Here is a 2,522-nt window from a genome sequence, read left to right as displayed (position 1 = left end):
TATCTAGGAATATCCTCGGACGTCCAAGAGAACATTGTGTTAAATCGTCGCTTGAAAGAGTAACTAAAAAATAATATACGAGGGAGAGGTTTCATGAAATCAACAGGAGTAACTCGAAAATTAGATCAATTAGGACGTATAGTTATACCAATGGAGTTAAGACGCACGCTGGCAATTGAAGAAAAGACACCATTAGAGATTTATGTAGAAGGTGAAAAGATTATCTTGAAAAAATATGAAGCGAATGGTGCTTGTGCAATAACAGGAGAAGTATCTGATAAAAATATTTCTTTAGCAGACGGAAAGATTACGCTAAGCCCAGCAGGTGCAGAACTTATAATAGAGGAATTACAGAAGAATCTTGTAAAATAATTGGCTCCTTTTAGGGGAGCTTTTTTAAGTTATATCTAAAAAAATTCACGTACCGTAGTTATTAATAAAAACAAATACATGCCAATAAAGCTCTACAACTAATCCTGTCCTTTTCTTATAAAAGGCGCATACAATACGCCGTTGGGTTCAATATATTGAAAAAGACACCTATAAAATTCGAAAAAGGGGCACGGCAACATGCCCATTAAACTAAAAAAGAAAAACACCCCCAAAACGAAAATTCTATTCATTATTGACTACTGATAATGATGGGTTATGTGAACTATAAGAAACCTGTGATTTAGATAATCAGAGGTTTCCCTTTTTTACATACCTGAAAATGGGGCATGTTTCCATATTAAAAGGGTAGGCAAAGTCTTTTTAATGTTTGTTATTAGCTTTTGTATGAATTGAATTTCAGATAATTGTTTATTGTATTCTTCTAATTGAATTAGATATTCATAATCATTTTGAAACATTGTATCTTTTAAAAGTTTGTTCAAATCCATGGCTAGGAAAAGGGTTAACATAGATAAGTATTGTGTTCCTCCTTTTGAAGCTCTTTTTCGTAAGAATGTAAGGATTTGCTCTTTGGTTTGAAGACATATGTAACGTTTTTGAAATGATAAACCTAATATTCGTCTTTCAATTACTTTTATTTGTTTTTTTCGCTGTATACAATCTAAAACAGAATTATATAGTTTGTGACTTGATCGTTGTTTTCCGCAAATTGTTAGTATCCACATTCTTATATTGTGATTGTCATCTAAATGTTGTGTTAAATCTAAGGTATGTTGTAAATAAGGGATATCAGATGACTTACTAGTCCTATGTACAATAAATTTATGATCTATATAAATATACTTTTGAAGGTAAAGTTCTAGCAATATGTTTATTGTAATGAATATTTCTATATTTGATTGTAAAGGAGGTTGTATAGTTTGAGTATCATCATCTACAGATAGTAAGAAAAAAAGCTCAGGGACTGTTAGATATTTCATTTTTTCTTATCACCTTTCTTTAGATAGAATTTGTATTTAAATATATTTTCATCTTTTTATTTCATAAATCCTTTTGGATTATTAATAGAACTTAGCTACTGAGACGTGGTGTTATGTAAACTTCAGATGTATACGGGGTTCAGCCGAGATACGTGTAAAAACGGGCCATAAGCTTTATTTTTTTCCATATCTACGATATACAAAAAAATAAAGAAACACGAATTTTATTGGCTAAGATATTTTTTGGAAGTAAAAACCTTGATTCTTCTGCTTAGTGTAAAAAAATCAAGGTTTTTTATTTGTAGAGTGACAATAAAGTTATTTAATTTTTGATGTAGATTACTTCACCGCACTTAAAAATATAACAATAAAGTTGTTTAAATCTAAGAGTTATTTCATAATCGCGCCCGATAGTGGAAAAGTGAAGAACGCGTAGGAGTTACATTAATAATCCTCAGTTATTTTACTAAAACTCCCGTGAACCCCAAAAAAAAACGTCCCCACATCGTGCAGGAACGCATAATAAACATTTACTTTTCTGCTGAGATTATTAAGAACATAGGTCTACGAAGTTCTTCTTTCATTTCGGGAATACTCTTTAACATTTCTTCGGAAGGAATTGGTCACTGGAAGTAGGAGAAAACCTCATCGTTTTCACACCAGAGAAACCGGGAACCTAAATGTACAGCTGCTGGATGGGGATGATCCGCGGTATAATCATTGTGAAAGAAGCATAGGAGGAAGTAAAAGCTCCATGAAGAAAATCGGCTGTATCCAATGAGGATAGCCGGTTTTAAAAATATTTAGAAAATCCAGTTGACAGTTCATCTACTTCGTGTTACGATATACCTGTAGTAGGTCACACTGAATAGTGAGGTTGCAAAAATAGTTTTAAGAAAAATAGTTGACACTTTCTACTCGGTGATACAATATACATGTAATAAGTAATACTGAATAGCATGATTTTCCAAAAGCTATTCAGTAAAAATTTACCTTAGTACTCTGTTATACTGAATATAAGTCAGACAAAATAGAGGAGGGAGAGGAGGATCTAAACATGGAAAATTTAACTGAAATGCTGAAGGGTTCGCTGGAAGGCTGCGTGCTGGAAATCATCAGCCGCCATGAAACCTATGGCTACGAGATTAC

The 2,522-nt window shown here is 32.6% G+C and carries 2 protein-coding genes and 2 pseudogenes; 2 read left to right on the top strand and 2 right to left on the bottom strand.

The window, feature by feature from the left end; all coding sequences use genetic code 11:
- Window positions 1–93: 93 nt before the first annotated feature.
- Window positions 94–372: an AbrB/MazE/SpoVT family DNA-binding domain-containing protein gene (locus ORL93_RS30695; protein WP_003197260.1), complete on the top strand. Its 279-nt coding sequence runs from the start codon at window positions 94–96 to the stop codon at window positions 370–372.
- A 326-nt stretch (window positions 373–698) separates the two neighbouring features.
- Here ORL93_RS30695 and ORL93_RS30690 read toward each other — a convergent pair whose 3' ends face one another.
- Together ORL93_RS30690 and ORL93_RS30685 are read right to left on the bottom strand one after the other, a co-directional pair.
- Window positions 699–1,373, bottom strand: coding sequence for a hypothetical protein (locus ORL93_RS30690; protein ID WP_040119456.1), 675 nt, complete (start codon window positions 1,371–1,373; stop codon window positions 699–701).
- A gap of 530 nt (window positions 1,374–1,903) precedes the next feature.
- Window positions 1,904–1,996, bottom strand: a pseudogene (locus ORL93_RS30685) (class I SAM-dependent methyltransferase); the annotation flags it as partial.
- A 434-nt stretch (window positions 1,997–2,430) separates the two neighbouring features.
- Between ORL93_RS30685 and ORL93_RS30680 the strand changes: the two are divergent.
- A pseudogene (locus tag ORL93_RS30680) lies at window positions 2,431–2,522 on the top strand (PadR family transcriptional regulator); the annotation flags it as partial.

This window comes from Bacillus sp. DHT2 (assembly GCF_026241455.1).
In the GTDB taxonomy this organism is placed as follows: domain Bacteria; phylum Bacillota; class Bacilli; order Bacillales; family Bacillaceae_G; genus Bacillus_A; species Bacillus_A pseudomycoides.
Note: the sequence above shows the minus strand (reverse complement) of the source record. Positions and strands in the feature narration are given on the sequence as shown.

Excerpts from the sequence above, each read along its gene's own strand:
- ORL93_RS30690 (WP_040119456.1), bottom strand. The coding sequence starts at position 1,373 with ATGAAATATCTAACAGTCCCTGAGCTTTTTTTCTTACTATCTGTAGAT.
- ORL93_RS30695 (WP_003197260.1), top strand. The coding sequence starts at position 94 with ATGAAATCAACAGGAGTAACTCGAAAATTAGATCAATTAGGACGTATA.